This is a genomic window from Novosphingobium naphthalenivorans NBRC 102051 (genome assembly GCF_001590985.1).
Lineage (GTDB): Bacteria > Pseudomonadota > Alphaproteobacteria > Sphingomonadales > Sphingomonadaceae > Novosphingobium > Novosphingobium naphthalenivorans.
In genome coordinates, this window is sequence record NZ_BCTX01000028.1 from 42338 (window position 1) to 58945 (window position 16608).

At 64.0% G+C, this 16608-nt stretch carries 17 protein-coding genes; 10 read left to right on the forward strand and 7 right to left on the reverse strand.

Features of this window, described 5'->3' with window-relative positions:
- The first annotated feature begins 1 nt into the window (after position 1).
- Positions 2 to 1357, forward strand: coding sequence for a spinster family MFS transporter (locus NN5_RS10980; RefSeq protein WP_067734244.1), 1356 nt, complete (start codon positions 2 to 4; stop codon positions 1355 to 1357).
- 76 nt (positions 1358 to 1433) lie between these two features.
- Here NN5_RS10980 and NN5_RS10985 read toward each other — a convergent pair whose 3' ends face one another.
- Positions 1434 to 2429 (reverse strand): GlxA family transcriptional regulator, encoded by a 996-nt coding sequence (locus NN5_RS10985; protein WP_067734245.1) that lies wholly within the window; start codon positions 2427 to 2429, stop codon positions 1434 to 1436.
- 126 nt (positions 2430 to 2555) lie between these two features.
- On the opposite strand from NN5_RS10985, the gene NN5_RS10990 reads away from it, so the two are divergent.
- A complete protein-coding gene (locus NN5_RS10990; protein ID WP_067734246.1) occupies positions 2556 to 2963 on the forward strand; it encodes a hypothetical protein in 408 nt (135 codons plus the stop codon).
- The gene (locus NN5_RS10995) at positions 2956 to 4392 is read left to right on the forward strand and encodes a GMC oxidoreductase (RefSeq protein ID WP_067734247.1); all 1437 of its coding nucleotides are present in this window, start codon (positions 2956 to 2958) and stop codon (positions 4390 to 4392) included. The genes NN5_RS10990 and NN5_RS10995 overlap by 8 nt, the downstream gene beginning before the upstream one ends.
- Before the next feature lie 117 nt (positions 4393 to 4509).
- Here NN5_RS10995 and NN5_RS11000 read toward each other — a convergent pair whose 3' ends face one another.
- The 3 genes from NN5_RS11000 to NN5_RS11010 all read right to left on the reverse strand — a co-directional run bounded on the left by NN5_RS11000 (position 4510) and on the right by NN5_RS11010 (position 7510).
- Positions 4510 to 5985, reverse strand: coding sequence for an autotransporter outer membrane beta-barrel domain-containing protein (locus NN5_RS11000; RefSeq protein ID WP_169800978.1), 1476 nt, complete (start codon positions 5983 to 5985; stop codon positions 4510 to 4512).
- A 236-nt stretch (positions 5986 to 6221) separates the two neighbouring features.
- Positions 6222 to 6998, reverse strand: a complete 777-nt coding sequence (locus NN5_RS11005; protein ID WP_067734249.1) for an anti-sigma factor family protein — start codon at positions 6996 to 6998, stop codon at positions 6222 to 6224.
- Positions 6995 to 7510, reverse strand: coding sequence for an RNA polymerase sigma factor (locus NN5_RS11010; protein ID WP_067734250.1), 516 nt, complete (start codon positions 7508 to 7510; stop codon positions 6995 to 6997). The genes NN5_RS11005 and NN5_RS11010 overlap by 4 nt, the downstream gene beginning before the upstream one ends.
- Positions 7511 to 7668: 158 nt before the next feature.
- On the opposite strand from NN5_RS11010, the gene NN5_RS11015 reads away from it, so the two are divergent.
- From NN5_RS11015 to NN5_RS25820, 4 genes are all read left to right on the forward strand, one after another.
- Complete coding sequence (locus NN5_RS11015) at positions 7669 to 8745, forward strand: catalase family peroxidase (protein WP_067734251.1); 1077 nt, start codon at positions 7669 to 7671, stop codon at positions 8743 to 8745.
- Between the two features lie 2 nt (positions 8746 to 8747).
- Positions 8748 to 9290: a cytochrome b gene (locus tag NN5_RS11020; protein ID WP_245656418.1), complete on the forward strand. Its 543-nt coding sequence runs from the start codon at positions 8748 to 8750 to the stop codon at positions 9288 to 9290.
- 186 nt (positions 9291 to 9476) lie between these two features.
- On the forward strand, positions 9477 to 10172 hold the full coding sequence (locus tag NN5_RS25125; RefSeq protein ID WP_169800979.1) for a YkgJ family cysteine cluster protein: 696 nt from the start codon (positions 9477 to 9479) through the stop codon (positions 10170 to 10172).
- A complete protein-coding gene (locus tag NN5_RS25820; RefSeq protein ID WP_067734253.1) occupies positions 10153 to 10497 on the forward strand; it encodes a hypothetical protein in 345 nt (114 codons plus the stop codon). Before NN5_RS25125 ends, NN5_RS25820 begins: the two co-directional genes overlap by 20 nt.
- A gap of 50 nt (positions 10498 to 10547) precedes the next feature.
- Here the strand turns inward: NN5_RS25820 and NN5_RS11035 are convergent, their stop codons facing one another.
- Entirely contained in the window at positions 10548 to 11156 is a 609-nt protein-coding gene (locus NN5_RS11035) for a hypothetical protein (protein ID WP_067734254.1), read from the reverse strand.
- Between the two features lie 192 nt (positions 11157 to 11348).
- Positions 11349 to 12506 (reverse strand): Yip1 family protein, encoded by a 1158-nt coding sequence (locus NN5_RS11040; RefSeq protein ID WP_169800980.1) that lies wholly within the window; start codon positions 12504 to 12506, stop codon positions 11349 to 11351.
- 262 nt (positions 12507 to 12768) lie between these two features.
- On the opposite strand from NN5_RS11040, the gene NN5_RS11045 reads away from it, so the two are divergent.
- The 3 genes from NN5_RS11045 to NN5_RS11055 all read left to right on the forward strand — a co-directional run bounded on the left by NN5_RS11045 (position 12769) and on the right by NN5_RS11055 (position 16405).
- Positions 12769 to 13179 carry a hypothetical protein gene (locus NN5_RS11045; RefSeq protein WP_067734256.1) on the forward strand — a complete coding sequence of 137 codons (411 nt, stop codon included), beginning with the start codon at positions 12769 to 12771 and terminating at the stop codon, positions 13177 to 13179.
- 69 nt (positions 13180 to 13248) lie between these two features.
- A complete protein-coding gene (locus NN5_RS11050; protein WP_067734257.1) occupies positions 13249 to 13797 on the forward strand; it encodes an ECF-type sigma factor in 549 nt (182 codons plus the stop codon).
- A 148-nt stretch (positions 13798 to 13945) separates the two neighbouring features.
- Positions 13946 to 16405 carry a serine/threonine-protein kinase gene (locus NN5_RS11055; protein WP_067734258.1) on the forward strand — a complete coding sequence of 820 codons (2460 nt, stop codon included), beginning with the start codon at positions 13946 to 13948 and terminating at the stop codon, positions 16403 to 16405.
- Between the two features lie 11 nt (positions 16406 to 16416).
- On the opposite strand, the gene NN5_RS26305 is transcribed toward NN5_RS11055, so the two are convergent.
- A partial coding sequence (locus NN5_RS26305; RefSeq protein ID WP_169800981.1) for a hypothetical protein occupies positions 16417 to 16608 on the reverse strand: 192 nt, incomplete at its 5' end.

The window sequence follows — 16608 nt, forward strand, 5'->3', positions numbered from 1 at the left end:
GATGCACCCTCTTCCGGCCAAGGCCTCCCGTCCGCTATCCGGGCGGGAGGCGAATTACGCCCTCGCCGTCTTCCTCATCGCCTATGTCCTGTCCTTCATCGACCGGCAGACACTGAGCCTGATGGTCGACCCCATACGGCAGGATCTGGGGCTCAGTGATATCCAGATCGGCCTGTTGCAGGGTTTCGCCTTCGCCTGCCTCTATGCGACCATGGGCGTGCCCTTCGGCATGTGGGTGGACCGCGGCTCGCGGCGGCGGATCATCATCGGCGGCGTGCTGTTCTGGAGCCTTGCGACCGCCATGTGCGGGGCTTCGGGCAGCTTCGCCCAATTGTTCGCCGCGCGCGTGGGCGTTGGCGTGGGGGAAGCCACCCTGTCGCCCGCCGCGCATTCCTTTCTGGCCGATGCCTTTCCCCGCCACCGGCTGGCGCGGGCCATGGCGATCTATACCCTGGGCATTACACTGGGCGGAGGCATGGCGCTGATCATCGGCGGGTCGGTGGTTCAGCTTATCGCCCGAAGCGGCGGACTCCATCTGCCGGTGCTGGGGACGCTGCACGCATGGCAGGGCGCGTTCCTGGTGGTGTCCGTGCCGGGCGTGCTGGTGGCGCTGCTGGCCTGGTTCACCCGCGAGCCGCCGCGCACGCGCATGGCGGGGGATGAGCGCCAGAACACCGGCGCTTCCCTCGGCGAAGTGGCTGGCTGGCTGCGCCGTCACCGCGCGGCGTTCCTTTCCATCCATGTCAGTTCCGCCAGTTTCGCCATCTACGGTTACGGCATGGTCGGCTGGTATCCGACGCTGCTGATCCGCAATTTCGGCCTCAATGCCGCGCAGGCAGGGGCCGGACTGGGCATTCTCTACCTCGTAACCGGCAGTCTCGGCTCGCTGGCAGGAGGCACGATGGCCGAGCGCTTCGCCCTCAAGGGGCGTTCTGACGCCAACCTCAGGGTCGTGATGCTTCTCGCCGCGGCCGTGCTTGTGCCGGCCACGCTGGCGCCGCTGATGCCGACGGCATGGGGTGTGCTGGCGATCTTCGCACCGGCCTGTTTCCTGTTCAGCGGCTATTTCGGCTGCTCGATCGCGGCGATCCAGCTCGCTTCCCCGCCCGCCATGCGCGGCACGAACGCGGCGCTGTTCCTCGTGAGCAACAGCATGATGGGCCTTACGGTCGGAATGCTGGCAGTGCCGCTGATCGACAGGCTGGCCTTCGGCGGTACGGGGCACCTGGGCCCGGCACTGGCCGTGATCGCAGCGGTGTCTTGCGGCGCTGCCGGACTGGCGGCGCGCTGGGGGCTGGCACCCTATGGCGAGCTTGTGGCGCAGCAGGAAGCGGCGACACAGACGCCCGTGCATTGAGCGGTGCGAGCGGGAAACATGATTGTTCCCTTTCGCGGCAGCATCGTCAGGAATGCCCGCTCTGCCGTCCATTCCGCTATTGGTGCGCCTGCTTTCCTTCCGGATAGCCGACACCCGGCACCGCCCGAAAGCGCTGGCGATAGGTGCTCGGCGTCATTCCGGTATGCTTGCGAAATAACCGGCGGAAGAAGCTCGCGTCACCATAGCCGACATCGTACCCGATCTGCTCAATTGCCGCGGGGCTGTCCGCAAGCGCGAGCTTGGCGGCCTCGATCCTCAACTGCTGGACATAGTATGAGGAGGTCATGCCCGTCGCCTTGCGGAAACGGCGCTGGAATGTGCGCTGATGCAGGGCCGAACGGCGCCAGGCGCGTTCGATGCAGTCATCCTCGGCATAGTGCCCCGCAAGCCATGATTGCGCCTCAGCGATGACGCTGTCGTCATGCGGGCTTGGCGCGAGCCCGCAATAGGGGCGTTGCCCGAAGTCGTAACTCTGCATGAGGAACAGCTGACGCAGTTGCAGCAGTTGCCCTCCGGGCAGCACGTCATCAAGCACGGCGAGCAAAAGGGCCTGCCAGGCCAGACCGGCACCGGCGGTACATACCCGGCCCTCGCATAGGAGCGTCGCATCGCAATCGAGCAGGACGCGCGGATAACGGCGCCGGAACGCCTCGGCATAGGCCCAATGAGTCGTTGCAGGCAGGCCGTCGAGCAGCCCCGCCTCAGCCAGCATGAAAGCACCGGTGCACACGCTGGCGACCTTCGCTCCCAGTGCGGAATGCCGCCGAAGCCAGTCGAGCAGCGGCTGCTGGCCGGAAAACCAGCTCGCCATGTCGAGCGACAGCGAAGGCACTATGATCAGGTCGGTGCGCTCGATTTCGTCGATCGCATGGTCGGGCTGAAGATCGACGCCGAACGCGCAGCCCACCGGCGAATTGCCTTGCGCCACTTTGACGACCTCCAGCGTGTCCCGTCCCGGGCGGCCGATCGCGCTGGTCGAATGAAGGACGTCCCAAGGCCCGAGCAAGCTGTAGCTCATCGTACCGGGAGACAGGATCAGGCTCACATGCATGGCATCACATTGTCGTTTTAAGCACTATTTTGTCATTTTCTGACCTTAAATGACCTGAAAATCGGGTCAATAGCGGTAGCGGCACGGCCAAAGGGAAAGGCCGGCTCCGGAAAGGGATACCGCCTCGTGATCAACATGCTCGCCATCGCACGCGTGATCTATGCGCTGTTCGGCCTCAGCGCTCTTGTCGTCAGCGGATGGGCGATGGTTTCGCCCGCCGGCTTCTGGTCCTACATGGGACTGTCGGTCGGCAGCGACCTCGTGGTCGCCACCTACTATGCCGGCGTCTTCTTTGCGGTCGGGATCATGTGCCTGCTTGGGCTCGGCCATCCGCACCGCTATTCCGGCATCCTGCTGTTCATGGGCATCTACAAGTCGGCATCTTTCGTGGCGCTGATGGCGCGCGCCGCCGGGTTGCTCGGCGCGCCCGCCGGATTGCCGGAAGCGGGATGGACGCTGACCTTCCAGTATCTGGCGATGGCGGTGATCTGCCTGTGGGTCTATCGCGGGCTGGCGAGCGCAGACAATGGATGATGTCCTGATCGTCGGAAGCGGTTTCGGCGGAGCGGTGGCGGCATCCGAACTGGCACATGCCGGCATGAAAGTCCGCCTGATCGAGCGCGGCCCGTGGCGTGACACGCTGCCCATGCGCCAAATGGGCATCACGAAGCGGGCGCCACTCCCACGGGGGCGCCATTTTTTCACCCATCTTCTCTTTCGCCTCCATCACCGCCGGCTGCCTGCGCGCGGCCTGCAATTGAACCACAACGGGCTGTTCGAATTCTTCGGGGGCGACGGCGTGCAAGTTGTCTGCGCCAGCGGCGTTGGCGGAGGCAGCCTTGCCTATGGCGGGCTGATGGGGCGGGCACTGCGCCCCGATTACTGGGATGGCTGGGCCGATCCGGTCAACAGCAGCGGAATGGAGGCGCATTATCAAGCGCTGCTTGCACTGTTTCGCCCCCGATTGCCGCCGGGCGGCCAGGGGCACGATATCGCGATACGTGGCGACAGTCCGTTTCTCGACGTGCCGGCGACGGAGCAACCCCGCTGGGCCTTTCATGCGGCCGATGGCAAAACGGTCGACTTCAACGACGAAGGGGTCTTCGGGTCGTTCACGGGCGCAAAAGTGACGATGGACCGGATCTGCGTTGCCCCGGCCATGGCCAAGGGCCTTGCTGTTGAAAGCGGCCAGGAAGTGCTTGCGATAGAGGCCCTGCCGCAAGGCGGGTTCGAGATTCATGGCAAGGATATGCGCGATCGCCGTGCGAAACGCTGGCGGGCGTCCCGCGTTATCGTCGCGGCCGGGGCAATCAACAGCACGAAACTGCTGCTGCGCAGCCGTGCGGCGGGCGCCCTCCGCGGCATGCCGGCGCTCGGGCAAGGGTTCGGCGTCAATGGCGATTTCATCGGGCGCTGGCCGCTCAAGCTCGGCCCCGGCCACCTTGCCCAGGCGGGCGTCTATGCCCGCCTGTTGCGGCACCGGGACGACCCCTACGGCCCATTGTTCATGCAAGGAGGCTTCGCCGGGGCGGATGCCATGCCGATCCCCGCCTTTCTCCGCCGCAGGATTGCCCAGACCCAGGGCCTTGGCGCGATGGGCATCGACAGTGCGAACGGCTTGATCGATCTCGATGGCGAACGGCTCGGTCTGCACTACGACATTGCGGCGAACCCGGTCTATGCGCGGATCAAGGAATTACACGCCGAGTTCCACCGGGTGAGCGGAGTCCGGCCGATCGCAAGCAAAACGCCCCTGACGGTTCATCCTTTCGGCGGCGCGCGCCTGGGACGGGACATCGCGCGTTCTGTCGTCGACGGGCACGGACAGGTTCACGATATTCCTGGTCTTTTTGTAAGTGACGCCAGCGCGCTGCCCGCCGCCCCCGGCGGCCCGCCATCGCTTACGGTCGCGGCCTGGTCACGTCATGTCGCGCACGCGATACTCGCGGTGCACGGTCCATGACAGGGCTACCGGCGAACGGGCGAGGTGACATGCCGTAGACATGTCCGTACGGCGCCAGAACATTCCAATGCGCGCTCCGCAGATGGCAACCACGGAGCGCGCGCTGGATCGTGAATTTCAGGGGATGCCTAGAGCCTCATGCCGAGGGAAAGCAGCGCGGCGTGATCGATTATCCCGTCGCCATCGAAACGGGGCGCATAGCTGACACCAAGGTGCAGCCCCCCCTTTGGTGACGATATCCGCGCCAAGCTCGACAGTTCCAAAGTCAACACCCGTCACCGGGCCATCGAGCGTTCGAAACTCATTGGCGCGCGCGGTGTAGGCGAAGTTGATGACGTCGTACTTGTCGGCGAGCTCGGTGACGTAACGTGCCTTTGCGTGCAGCGCGAAACGGCCCCACTTCTGTTCCCTGGCATAAGCGATCTGCGCGCCCAGGCCGAGCCGCGCACTGGTGCGGTCTCGCGCGGATACGGCCGATCCGAAATCGTAGTCGTTGGCTTCGGAATAGGCGTCCACGTGAACCGTGGTGACGAGGATATCGGCCAGCGGCGTAAAGGTAAGCGCCTTGCCGCCAAGATCGTAGCCCAGACTGGCGCCATAGCTGAAAGCGTGTCCGTCCGGGCTGGCCGCGGCGATCAGGGCCTCACCGCCGATCGGCAGAACACGCCGGGAATCATAGCTTACCGCGCTGTAAGACGCATAGCCCTCGGCATGGAACGCGCCGGTGCTGTAGCCTGCATAGATCTCGGGCGAGAGAATATCGGCCTTGAGCGATCCGCCATAGGCAAGCGCCGCCTCCGCCTTGTCGGCGGCAAACGCGATACCAAGAACCGTGTGCGAGCCGATGGCGTAGTCGATACCGACGGAGAGCACACGGTTCGTCGTATCACGCGCCAACGAACCCCCGACACCCCGATTGCCGAAACGCGCGCCGACGTCGATGAACCCGCCAATCCCTCCATAGCTGCCGATCCCCGCACGCTGATCGTAAAGGCGGCGCTGGATCCGGTCGAAACGGTCGTTCGCATCGTCGAACACCAGCTCGGTCTGGACCGATGCCGAAACCGGCGTGGGGAACGCGAGGATCAGCGGCACGTCAGAGTTATCGGGCGCGAAGTCGGAGATGGTCTCGTCTCCCCCCGCCACGTTGCGCGGCCAGAGATTGACGAGGAATTCGGCCTGCGCGAAGCCTTCCGGCGACAGCAGGTTCGCGGGGATCTCTACGCTGATCTCATTGCCCGAAACCTTGATCGCACTGGCGGGAAGGACTGTGGTGATGTTGTTGACAATGTCGCGGACGACCACGGTGCCGGCGCCCGGATTGACGATGATGACCGAATCGAACAGCACGTTGGTCGCGCCGATCTGCGCAAACGCCGCCGTGCCCTTTCCGCGATCGAAGCCCCAGACGTAGAGGCCGGTCGCCGTCGTACCGATGGGCGCTGCAGTCGTTGCATCGAGCCGGAAGGTCGCGCCGTCGAATGTCGCCTGGATGCTGGTCACGTCCAGATCGCCGTTGAGCGGGCCCGTGTAGGTCGACAGGAAATCGCCAGCCGGATCGCTGGTCGACTGGGCATGGGCGGGAGAAGTCATCGCGGCGCAGGCAAGCAGGGTGCACGCAACACTTCGGCGGACGCGCGGCCCGCCGGGCAATATGGAAAACATGATGGATATCACTCCCTGTTGAGCAGTTTCACGCCGGCCGGGGCTGGAGCTTCGCCAGCCGACATTCCGTAGACAGTCCTTCCGCGGGAATATTCCGGCCGAACGTGAATTTCTTTCGCTGACAGTCCTGCAGGGACCGGATCACGCGTAATTTATCGGTTCGTTCAACTGATGCCGCTGGACTGCGCGCGCGCCTGATCTGCGATGCTGTGCAAGTGCCGGGGAGAAAGCGGGCCAACCAGGCTGTAGCCCAGCCCGTCTCTTGCCCAGCTCACCGTTGCGACCGCTCCCCTGTCGTCGGTGGCCATCGGCGCGTTCTTGTCGATGGCCATGTTGCGGGTAAGCATGACCAGCCGCGTGCCGCTGCCGTTGTCATACATATAGAGCGCGGCGGGGCCGTGTGGCGTGGGCACGACGCGGCCGCCAAGAAAGGTATATCCCGCCGCCGACAGGTTGGGCACCTTCACCGCGCGATCGAGACGCCGTGAGGCCCAGCGCACGAGTTGCGCTTCGTCCGATGCGCCGATCTCCACCGGGCGACCCAGATCGGGCGCGAAGACCGCATAGCTGTCCGCAGCCTCCTGGGCGAGCGAACCGATGCCCGCGGCCGGCCTCTCGCTGGCGAGACGGAGCGACCAGCCTCCCGCGCCCCCTGCCAGCATCAGGGCCAGCGCGGCGGCCACTGAGGTCCAGCCGGTGAAACGCGACTTGCCGCGCTCCTCGGCCAGTCGGGCAAGATTGAGCCGAGCCGGCAGCGGCTCTTTTGCGACCGGCGCCAGAGCCTCCCGCAAGGCGCGGCGGTGGTGCAGGTCCATGGCGACCCGCTCCTCGATTTCCGGATTGCTGGTGAGAAATGCGGCAACCGCGGCGCGGCGCTCGGGATCGAGCGCTTCGTCGACATAGGCCTGCAAGTCGTCTTCGGTGATCGGGCGCTGGGTCATTTCACTCTCCGAAGATGCAAAGTCGCAGGAGTATCGGCCATTTCCCGGCGCAGCCGTTCGCGCGCGCGCGACAGGCGGGACATGACGGTGCCGATGGGGATGTCGAGGACGCGGGCGGTTTCGGCATAGCTCAGATCCTCGACCGAAATCAGCAGCAGAACGGCCTTCTGGTCGTCGGGCAGGCGCTGCATGGCGGCCACGATGTCACGATTGTGGAGTGGCGATTCCTGCGCCGGCGGCTCGGCCAGCGCGGCTTCGGGCGCGTTCTCCATCGTGAGATGCGTGCCGCGCCGGGCGCGCTGCTGCATCCGGTTCACCGCGAGGTTGTGCAGAATCGTATAGGCCCAGCTTCGGGCATTTCCGTCGGCCCGCCGTTGGTGCCACCGCCCCACCACGCGCTCCAGGCAATCCTGCACAAGATCGTCGGCCGCATCCGCATCGCGCAGCAGGGACCGGGCGTATCGCCTGAGCCCCGGAATGAGCGGTTCGATCAACACCATCATGTCACGCATGCATCTACCATCGGCGGCTGTCCCTTTCGCCGGGCGAACCCGGCCGATGATAGACAAGCGCCATCGGGATTTATTCCAGCCTTCGCACAAAATTTGCAGACCGGGGAATAATTCCCGTTCGCATCTGTCTTTCCGGCCAACCAACCGAAAGGACAGCCATGACGCACCGCCGCGCGCGCTCCGCACTTCCACCCTGGGCAGCCTATGGCCTGATAGCCGCGATCGTCCTCGTCTTGCTGGCGCTTTTCGCCTTTGCCGGGGGATGGATCGGCCCGTCGAGAGTCAGTGGGGCGGCCGTTTCGGACGCACTCGAATACAACGCAGGCCGCCATGCCGGCTATCGCCGTGCCCATGCCAAGGGGCTGTGCATCTCCGGCACGTTCGAAGCCAACGGGAACGGCACCGCGCTTTCGCGGGCAAGCATCTTCAAGCCGGGGCGCTATCCGGTCGAGGGCCGCTTTTCCATCGCAGGCGGCAATCCGCTGGCGAGTGACGGCCGCAACGTCTTCCATTCCATGGCGCTGATCCTGCGCACACCCGACGGCCAGCAATGGCGCACGGGAATGGACCATGCAGAAATCTTTCCGGTTGCCGACGTCGCCGCATTCGTCGGCCTTCAGCGCGCCTCGCGGCCTGATCCTGCAACCGGCAAGCCCGATCCGGATGCCATGCAGGCCTTTCTGGCCAGTCATCCCGAAGTCCGGAGCTTCCAGCAATACATGAAGGCACACCCGCTGCCCGATGCTTTCACCGATGGTCCCTATTACAGCATCAACGCGTTTCGCTTCACCAATGCCCAGGGCGTGACGCGCTTCGTGCGCTGGGCCATGCTTCCCGAAGATCCGCTCGTTGCACTCGACAAGCGCACTCTCGGCGGCCTGCCCCGGGATGCCGTATTCGATCGCACCTTGAAGCGCCTCGCCAACGGACCTGCCCGCTGGCATCTGATCGTAACCATCGCCGATCCGGGGGACATCACCGACAAGGCAACGGTTGCATGGCCGGCAGGGCGCCGCACCGTCGACGTCGGGACGCTCATCATAGACAAGGCCCTGCCCGCCGCGTCCGGCGGCTGCCGCGACGAGGTTTTCGATCCGACAATCCTGCCGCCCGGCATCGCGCCTTCGGACGATCCGCTGCTGACGGCGCGCTCGGCCGCCTATTCCAATTCGTTCACGCGCCGCGCCAGCGAAAGTGCGCGTTCGATCCTGTCCGTCTCCGCAAAGGAATTCTGACCGTGCCGCCTGCTGCCACCCCTGCCTTTCACCCCGTCCTTCGTATGCTCCACTGGTCCATGGCCGCCCTGATCGTGTCGATGCTGTTCATCGGCGTTGGCATGGTCTCGACGGCGGGCCCCGCCTACTCTTGGCTGCTGTCACTGCATCGCCCTCTGGGCGTGGCCATTCTGGCGCTCGCGCTGGTCCGGTTGCCGGTACGGGTCTGGTCATCGACGCCTGCCCTGCCTGCGAACCTTCCCCGCTGGCAGGCAAGAGCTGCCCGTGGATCGCATCTCTTGCTCTATGCCGGCATGATCGTCATGCCGCTAATCGGCTGGGCCATGGTTTCGGCGGCAGGCAAGCCGGTCAAGCTTGCCGAAGGCATAGTGCTTCCCGCCATCGCCCCACACGACCTGACGCTCTACGCCATGCTGCGGGAAGCCCATGGCATCCTCGCCTATGCCCTGTTTGCATTGATTCTGGCCCACCTCGCCGCCGCGCTGATGCACGGCCTGGTCCGCCGCGACGGGGTTCTGCGCTCGATGCTCACCGGCAACGCGTAGATGTGACCAATCCGCAGGGACCTTCAACGGTATGAAATACCGGAATAGTCGGCTCGCGCGAGCCACGCCGGCAGCTTTTCAAGCTCTTGATCCGGAAGCCGCCGTTCATTGATGATCTTGGAACCACAGCAATGCGCCCTCCAAGTAATCGTGGCGGAATTGGCTGCGTGTTTGCGTTTCCCTGGCATGGAGCAGCTATTCCGAAACGAAGACGGACATACGGACGCATTGGAAAATCGGGATAGCCCATTCGGCTTTACCTGCGGGGCTTGCTCGCGCTGCTGCTATGACAAGAAAATCCAGATCAATCCCTTCGAGGCCGCCAGTCTTGCCGGTTATCGGGGGATTTCAACTGCGCGACTGCTGAACGAATTCACGCTGGATGGCGCGGGTATTTATCTTGCCCAGTCGAGTGATGGGGCCTGCGTGTTCCTTGGTGTTGGGGGCTGCTCCGTTCACCCGGTTCGCCCGCTGGTTTGCCGGCTCTATCCGCTGGGGAGGATACGCCATGCAAACGGCAGTGAGGATTGGGAACTGCTTGCCCCACATCCCGAATCCGAGGGACAGTTCGATATTGGCGGGACGATCGCGGACTACCTTGCCGCCCAGGATGCATTGGAACTCATCAGCATCGCTGATTCCTATGTCGACTGGGTCAATCGGGCACGCGTGGTTCTGGCTACCTGTCAGCAGGATGCAGAAGGTGAAGAGGTTCTGGATGCGAGCCTTTTCGACCTCGACCTCAGCGTCAGCGATTATTGTGCGCATCACGGCCTGGCATCCCCGGAATGCCTGAAAGAGCGCCAGCACATGCATCTCCACATTCTCGGCCAGGAACTGGAAGAACTCGAAGGAGGACATAATGGGCAAAAAGCATCGTGATGACACTTCCCAGCTCACCAAATGCCTTGGCGCAGCGGGATTGATCGGCGCAACGCTGGGAATGGGCGCTCCCCCGGCAGGCGCACAAACCAAGCCTGCGGCACCCGTATCAGATACGAAGGCTTCAGCAGGCAGCGCCGAAGTCAGGATCCGTACTTCGCCTTTGCCAGGTGGCAGCAGCAGGCAGATCAAGATGGAAAGCGTTGATGGCAGGGGAGATGGATCGTCACTGCAGCAAAAGTTGACGGCGCCAGGCATGAATTCACGCCAGCTCAAGATCAGCTCGCCCAAAACCCTGCCCGATGGCGTGGCCCCGCCGAAATAACGCGTTGCCCCTGCCCGGTGCCACGCCACCGGGCAGGGCTGCCAACATGATCAGTCTTGCGGTACGAAAAAACCTCCACCGGCAAGGCTTTCCGGGTCAGCGGCAGGATAAGCGGCTACCAGGAAGCCGCGCCTGCCTTCGGAGAGGCGGATAGCCGCGCTGAAAAGCTGCTCTTCGCGCCTGCCGCGCGGCTGAATACGGGCAATCCGCGCCTCTGCCCGCTTCCCGCCGAGAAAAATGCCGGCCGGGACAACCCTATCGCCAAGCAGAAATGTGTCTCCCGGCAAAAAGGTATCGCCCGGCAGGAACGTGTCTCCGGGCAGCCGCGATTGAGCCTGCAGCAGATCGTCTTCATAGAGATCAGAGGTCTGCATGGCCTCGATATTGCCGTCCTTCAAACGCAGGAAGTAGAGTGTGACGCCGCCTTTCACAGTCTCGCGGCTCGCGGAAATGAAGATTGATCTGGCGAGCATCTCCAGCAGTTCTTCGCCGGAGGCACTGATGACCCGCTCCTGGTTGGTGAGCAACGCGAGCGACGCCGCAGGGCTGCGTATCGGCGTGAAGGACGGCACCGGCGTGGGGCGGCGGGCTTCGGCGGCTTCCGGCAGGCACAGCACAAGCGATACCGCAATTAGGACGCCAGACAGGATATGACGCATGGGACTGTCTCCGTAATCTGCTCTCTTCCGTCAAACGCAATCAGAGTGGCATGTCCGCCATCCGCTCTCTTCCTGCCGACCGGACTTTGGCTGTGTTGAATGCTGGCTTGGTCTTCTGTCCGAGAATAGCCCCAAGGCTAACCGCATGGGCGCGTTCACAGGCCGCGCTGGTCTTGGGCGGATGCCCGCGCTTTAACGAGCGAGTCCGGCAATGCCCGACAGGTCGATATCGCCGATCATGTCACTGATGGTTGCGTAGTCATCAGCCTCGCCCTCTATCGAAATCATGAAGCGATCGCCGAAGGTGGTGGAATAAGTCCCGTGCCGGGAACTCTTGTTCCATTTCTCGGTCACCATGCGGCCACCCTCGCTGAATGTGCGCGAGAAGCCGTCCGCGGTTTCGCGCTCGCTTTCGATACCCAGCGCGGCCCCCATCCCGGCGACGGCTCCCAGTGCAGCCATGTCGACCAGTTCCACTTTCACACGGTCGTCTCCCAAGGCGTAGACCGCATTGACGGAACTTCCCCTCACCCCGCCAGCCTGTCCCATGCTTGTGCTGGCGATCTCGACGCGCTCGTAGCCCCCCAGGTGCTCGGGCATGTAGGCTTTCAACTGGTCCGCCGCGATCGGCGTGACCGATGCCTTCCTGGCGGCGTCCTCCATGTGATGCAGCCGCTGTTCCAGATTGCCTGTCACCCTGTCCTTGCCGATGCCGGGCAGGTTCGCCGTAGGCTCGTAGGATGCGGATCGTCCGGAAACCAGTACCGCGAGCGGCGATACGATCGCCGATGCCACCATGAGCACCACGGCTGAAGAAAGCGCGATGACCAGAGTGCAGACCAGTGCCTTTTCGCGCGGCACCTCCATCAACACGGGCAGGCCGGTGTAGAGGAGGTAGAAGCTGTAGAGGCCCAGCAGCGAGAGAAGCCCCAGCCCCGGGATCAGTTCGAACGCTCCGGCCAGCCAGCTCGCCGTAAGACTGAATGCCGCCAGATTGAAGGCGTTGCCCCGATGGGCACGGCCTTCGAAGCGGGTAACGACCATGTTGGCGATCAACGCGATCACTGCCAGCGCGACCAGCGACAGCATGTATTGCAGCAGCGCCGTGGACAGCGCGGACAGAATGCCGGATCTATAGCGGAACAGAAAACCGTGACCGAACACCACGGCCCGGAAGAAGCCGGCAAGCGCTGGAATGGCGGCAAGGATCATCGCATAGTTGCGGTAAAGCACCGCAACGCTGGCCGGCGCTTCGCGGATCGCCAGCCATTCGCTTCGCGGTGACAGAATAATCGCCTTCGCCCTGGCGACGAGATCGAATGAAAGCGCTGCACTTTGCCCTGATTGCATGTTCATTCCCCCTGCATTGCGGACCAGCGCACCTCGTCGGCGAAGGTCACTCTCCATCGCCTAACGCAGGATCGGGAATCGAACCGCCACGCCGCGGGAACATGTCCGTGGCGGGTTTGCCCCCCGAACCCCGTTATCCGAAGCAGATCGGCAATCCGGGGAAATTCGCATGGAAAAATCAGCAGCAGGAACGACACCGGAGTGCGGGATATCACGCCATCGGCGAGCTTTTGTTCCCGCATGGCTGGCAGCGGCGGCGATCATGGTTCCAGGCAGCGTCGCCGCCGGGACTGCCGGTGCAGGCACTGCGCAAGATTGCACATCCCATGCACAGGAGCTTGAGCAGGATTGGGGCGTGGACCTCGGCATGGTGCAAGTACCGATGCCCGCGCAGCACCAATTGCGACTGTCCAACGGCATGGAGCCCGATGCCACGTCTCCCGGTTTCGCGCAGATCGCTGCGGTATCGAGCACGCCGCTTCCTGCGACACAGGCCTACATGCATTGCGCCTACCTGCGTCGCGGGTTCACCATGCGTGCCGCGCAAGAGCACTACAGCGAATTTGCGGCACCGGACGGCAAGGTTGTGTACCTGTCGTTCGCGCCCGAGGAAGGCGGCACCGGTACATTGATCATGGTGACGCTTTACCTGCCACGACAGCCATCTGATTGAATGAGTCTTCCCTGCCTTCCCGTTGTGGGCAATATTGCCCTCCGAAATGGTAATGACGGGGGCTGGCCGATGCATGGTCTTACCGATACCCCGCCGGATACCCGGCGTGTACTTGACCTTGACGGGGAATTACTGGCGGAAACCTACGACACGCTTCGCCGGCTTGCTTCCCGGCAACTGGGACGACAGGTCGGTTCCGCTTCACTCAATACCACGCTCGTTGTCCACGAAGCTTGGCTCAAGCTTTCACATGCGGGCAACGCGGCATTCGTCGATCGCGATCACTACCTCGCCACCGCGGCACGAGCGATGCGCCAGATCCTGATCGATCATGCGCGGCGCAAGCTCTCGGAAAAACGCGGCGGCGGAGCGATCCATGTGGAGCTCGACGAACAGCGTGACGTTGCAGAAGCGCTCGATGCCAGGTTCCTGGCGCTGGACGATGCGCTGAAGGGCCTTGCGATCGACGCGCCCGAGCTCGAAGCCATCGTCGAATGTCGCTTCTTCGCGGGACTGACCGTGGAGGAAACAGCTCGCGCACTTGGCCGCTCCCTTCGCACAGTGGAGCGCCAATGGACACGGGCAAGGGCCTACCTCGCCCAACAGGTCATCGGCTGATTGCGAGGCTCGCTCACAAGGTGGCGGGGAATGGCACCAGGCTGCGTTTGGAACTGGAAGACGCCGCCATGCCACACCGCTCGCGACCCTGCCCAGATTCCCGGTGCGGTGCCCGGAAGAAGATTTTCGCAGTCCAGGGGGCCAATCGATGCCGTCACCACAATCCCTGCCCGATTTCCGAAAGCGGGTCTCTGAGGCTTTCGAGGCGGCACTCGATGTGGCGGACGATATGCGCTTGGACTGGCTCGCGCAAAACTATGGCAATGAGCCCGAAGTGGCCGAGCAAGCTGCGCGCCTCCTTGAGCAGGAGGCCGGCAGCCGGGCGCTGTTCTCCAGGCTCGAACGACAGCGCGAGAGCTTGCTGGGCGACGTCATGTTCGGGGACGAGGAACAGGAAGACCCGCGGCTCGGCGCTTCTTACGGGGCCTGGCGGGTGCTTGCCCATCGCGGCACGGGCGGGCTTGCCGAAGTCTACGAAGTCAGTCGGGACGATGGACGTTACGAGCAGCGGGCCGCGCTCAAGATCCTGCGCTGCGGCATGTTGGGTGATTACGCTCGCGAACTGTTCCTGCGCGAGCGGCGCCTGCTGGCCGCGCTCGATCACCCCGGAATCGTGCGCATCCTTGATGCCGGGGAAACCTCCACGGGCGCGCCATGGCTCGTCATGGAACTGGCCGAAGGCGAAGCCATCGATCGCTATTGCAACGAACACTGGCTACCGCTTGAAGAACGCCTTTCCCTCATCGCGCAAGTGGCCGATATTCTCCAGGCTGCCCATGCACGCCTCGTCGTACACGGCGACATCAAGCCCGAACACGTCCTTATCGGCAAAGAAGGCAAGGTGCGCCTGCTCGATTTCGGCATTGCCCAGGCCCTCGACGAACAGGGGCGGGGTCGGAACGCCGAGGGCTTCACCCCCGAACACGCAAGCCCCGAACAAGCCGCCAGCGATACGCTGGGCACAGCCAGCGACATCTACCAGCTCGGCCGCCTGCTCGAACAGGTTACAAGGTCCTGCAAAGGTGATGGACGCCTTGATGCCATCGTGGAAAAGGCTTCCCGGCCTGACCCGGCCGAACGATATGCGGCGATGGCGGACTTTGCAGCCGATATCCGGGCCTTTCTCGCCGATAGTCCGATCGCGGCACGGCCCGACACCCGGAGCGATGCCTTCCTGCGTTTCGTGCGTCACAACCGGCTCGCCAGTGCGCTGGTAGTCGCCCTGCTGTTCGGGTCGGGTGGCTGGGCGCTCACCGCTACGCTTTCCGCACACGCCCTGGAGCGCCAACGCACGCTGGCAGTTAGCGCGGCAGACCGGGAAAGACGGGGCAAGGATGTGCTGCTCGAACTGTTCCGGCGAGCGGACATGCTCGAAGCGGACAGCCTGGGGCTGGAGCCCGGCACGGCAGCGCACATGCTGGACGATACACTTGCCGCCGCCCGCCTGTCGCTGACGGATGATCCGGCAATGCTCGCGAACCTCATGAACTGGGCCGCCCGGGCGCACATGCGCGCCGGAAACAACGCGCGCGCGCTGGAACTCGCGCAGGAGAGTCTGGATCGGATCGGGCAGGCGGGCATGGCCGATACAATGCGCGCCGGTGCCGCTCATGCTTTCCTCGCCAATGCACAGGCCAGAGCGGGCAATGTCGATGCTGCGAAGGTAAGCCGTGACACGGCCCTGAACCTGCTCACGACCAGCAGTCCCGACGACCGCGCCGCTATCGATCTGCTGATCGCGGCCGCGTGGTCCCGCGAAGGCGACTGGGAGAAACAGCGAAGCCTGTTCCAGAGCGCGCTTGGCAAAGCCGAAAAGCTGAGAGACAGCAAGGCAATGATCGAGATCCGGTCAGGCCTTGGCCGGGCGTTAGCGGGTCTTGGCCGTATCGAGGAGGCTCGCTCCCATATCGAGCAGGCGCTGGGCCTAGTACGAGCCAGTTACGGGGCGCGCCATCCCCGCCTCGCACTCCCGCTCTCGGACCTGGCGCGGATGGAGGAACGGGCCGGAAATGCCCAGGCAGCCGTGATACTGCACCGCCAGGCGCTTGCCATCAGCGAAGCGGCCTTCGGGCCTGCGCATGCATCGACGCTGTCGCACCGCAACAACCTCGCGCTGGCGCTGCAGTCTGCAGGACAGCCCGAAGCAGCCATTGCGCAGTTACGCCTCCTTCTGTCCCAGCAACCTGATGGCCTCGCACGCGGCGAAGTTGCGCAGAACCTGGGAGCAAGCCTTGTCGAGGCCGGGCAATACGCCAGTGCGGAACAAGTGTTGGCCTTGGCAGAGCGACTGTTTTCAGCCCACCTGCCCGCCGACCATCCGCGCCGCGTCTTTCCCGCGCTCACCCGGTCGGAAATGCGTCTGGCCCAGCAGCGCTATGCCGAAGCGGAAGCTGATGCGCGCAAGGCCTTCGCGCACCTCGACATGGTGCTTCCATCGGGGCATTTCGCGACAGAAACCGCGCGCTGTCGGATCGGCATGGCCATGATCGGCGAAGGCCGCAGCGCCGAAGCGGCAGCCTACTTGCGTCCAGCCGTAAAAGCACTCGAAAGTGCCAGGGCACCGGCACGGTATCTGGAACCGTGCCGGCGTGCGGATCGCTCCATCTGAAGTTTGACGGGTCAGTCCCAGGGCGCCCCGGTTACGGCAAGGATCACCTGGTTCACGCCGTCAGGCTTCAAGTGGACTTGCAGGTTGGCTGCATTGCTCATGTCGCGGCTGAAGCTGGCGAGCAGAAGCTTGTCCGAATGGGATTGCAGCCGTTCGGCTTCCAGTCCCTTGCTTTTGGCCCAGGCGACGACAGCATCGGCCAA

Bases quoted from the DNA above. Each gene is read 5' to 3' on its own strand.
- NN5_RS11000 (WP_169800978.1), bottom strand. From the start codon at position 5,985: ATGACTTCTCCCGCCCATGCCCAGTCGACCAGCGATCCGGCTGGCGAT.
- NN5_RS25125 (WP_169800979.1), top strand. From the start codon at position 9,477: ATGGAGCAGCTATTCCGAAACGAAGACGGACATACGGACGCATTGGAA.
- NN5_RS11015 (WP_067734251.1), top strand. From the start codon at position 7,669: ATGACGCACCGCCGCGCGCGCTCCGCACTTCCACCCTGGGCAGCCTAT.
- NN5_RS25820 (WP_067734253.1), top strand. From the start codon at position 10,153: ATGGGCAAAAAGCATCGTGATGACACTTCCCAGCTCACCAAATGCCTT.
- NN5_RS10995 (WP_067734247.1), top strand. From the start codon at position 2,956: ATGGATGATGTCCTGATCGTCGGAAGCGGTTTCGGCGGAGCGGTGGCG.
- NN5_RS11040 (WP_169800980.1), bottom strand. From the start codon at position 12,506: ATGCAATCAGGGCAAAGTGCAGCGCTTTCATTCGATCTCGTCGCCAGG.
- NN5_RS11010 (WP_067734250.1), bottom strand. From the start codon at position 7,510: ATGCGTGACATGATGGTGTTGATCGAACCGCTCATTCCGGGGCTCAGG.
- NN5_RS11045 (WP_067734256.1), top strand. From the start codon at position 12,769: ATGGTTCCAGGCAGCGTCGCCGCCGGGACTGCCGGTGCAGGCACTGCG.
- NN5_RS10985 (WP_067734245.1), bottom strand. From the start codon at position 2,429: ATGCATGTGAGCCTGATCCTGTCTCCCGGTACGATGAGCTACAGCTTG.
- NN5_RS10980 (WP_067734244.1), top strand. From the start codon at position 2: ATGCACCCTCTTCCGGCCAAGGCCTCCCGTCCGCTATCCGGGCGGGAG.
- NN5_RS11005 (WP_067734249.1), bottom strand. From the start codon at position 6,998: ATGACCCAGCGCCCGATCACCGAAGACGACTTGCAGGCCTATGTCGAC.
- NN5_RS11035 (WP_067734254.1), bottom strand. From the start codon at position 11,156: ATGCGTCATATCCTGTCTGGCGTCCTAATTGCGGTATCGCTTGTGCTG.
- NN5_RS11055 (WP_067734258.1), top strand. From the start codon at position 13,946: ATGCCGTCACCACAATCCCTGCCCGATTTCCGAAAGCGGGTCTCTGAG.
- NN5_RS11050 (WP_067734257.1), top strand. From the start codon at position 13,249: ATGCATGGTCTTACCGATACCCCGCCGGATACCCGGCGTGTACTTGAC.